2 protein-coding genes are annotated in these 1,048 nt (G+C 69.4%); one reads left to right on the top strand and one right to left on the bottom strand.

Annotated features, from left to right (window positions below):
* Window positions 1-30: 30 nt before the first annotated feature.
* On the bottom strand, window positions 31-486 hold the full coding sequence (locus OZN99_RS32300; RefSeq protein WP_270939276.1) for a MucR family transcriptional regulator: 456 nt from the start codon (window positions 484-486) through the stop codon (window positions 31-33).
* A 159-nt stretch (window positions 487-645) separates the two neighbouring features.
* Between OZN99_RS32300 and OZN99_RS32295 the strand changes: the two genes are divergently transcribed.
* A complete protein-coding gene (locus tag OZN99_RS32295; protein WP_270939275.1) occupies window positions 646-903 on the top strand; it encodes a sulfurtransferase TusA family protein in 258 nt (85 codons plus the stop codon).
* The last annotated feature ends 145 nt before the right edge of the window (window positions 904-1,048 follow it).

Here is a 1,048-nt window from a genome sequence, read left to right as displayed (position 1 = left end):
GGCGGCGGCCGCTGCCCGGGAAGGCGAGGCCTATCCGGCGTCGCGCGCCGCGGCGGAAGCGCGGCCGCGGCCGGCCGGGCGGCCGCGCGGCTTGGTGCCGAGCCCGATCCGCTTGGCCAGGGAGGACCGGTGCTTGGTGTAGTTGGGCGCCACCATCGGATAGTCGGCCGGCAGGCCCCACTTGTCCCGGTACTGGTCGGGCGTGAGGTTGAAGGCCGTCTTGAGGTGACGCTTCAGCATCTTCAGCTTCCGCCCGTCCTCCAGGCAGATCAGGTATTCCGGCGTGATCGACTTCTTCACCGGCACCGCGGGCTGCGGCTTCTCCGCCGGCAGCGCCACCGGCTGCCCCATGGTGGACAGGGTGCGGTAGACCTCCTGGATCAGGTTCGGCAGGTCGGAGATCGAAACCGGGTTGTTTGAGACATGGGCCGAGACGATTTCCGCCGTCAGGCCCAGAAGTTCCTGGTTCGCCGAGGTCTCGGCCATGGCTTCAGCTTCCGTCTTTCGTCAGGTCGCCCCACGTCCGGCAAGGCGATGACAGCGCGAGCGACGGGAAAAAGCTCCGCGCCGGGTCGCGATGCTTCTATACGACTGCATCTGGTTGTGTTGCAACGTCCGTTACGTTGCGCGCGGGAGATTGAAGATATGGAATCGCACAACAAGCAAGAACAGAGTCAGGATCGCGAGCTCGACATTACCGCCGAGACTTGCCCGATGACCTTCGTGCGCGTCCGTCTCGCCTTGGACCGGATGCAGCCGGGCCAGGTGCTGCATGTGCTGCTGAAGGGGGAGGAGCCGCTGCGCAACGTGCCGCGCACCGCGACGGAGCAGGGCCATGCGGTGCTGCGGCAGGAGGACGCGCCGGGCGGCGCCGTCGCGCTGTGGATCAGGAAGGGGGGCTGAGGTCCCGCCGCAGCACCAGCGCGTCCGCGCCACCGGGATAGTAGCGCCGCCGCCGCCCGGCCTCGGCGAAGCCGGCCGCGGCGTAGAGCCCGCGCGCCGCCGCGTTGCCCGCCGCCACCTCCAGGAACATCGCCGCCGCGCCGCG

Source organism: Falsiroseomonas oryzae, from assembly GCF_027856955.1.
GTDB lineage: Bacteria > Pseudomonadota > Alphaproteobacteria > Acetobacterales > Acetobacteraceae > Falsiroseomonas > Falsiroseomonas oryzae.
This window is presented reverse-complemented; position numbering and strand designations above follow the sequence as displayed.

Excerpts from the sequence above, each read along its gene's own strand:
- OZN99_RS32300 (WP_270939276.1), bottom strand. The coding sequence starts at position 486 with ATGGCCGAGACCTCGGCGAACCAGGAACTTCTGGGCCTGACGGCGGAA.
- OZN99_RS32295 (WP_270939275.1), top strand. The coding sequence starts at position 646 with ATGGAATCGCACAACAAGCAAGAACAGAGTCAGGATCGCGAGCTCGAC.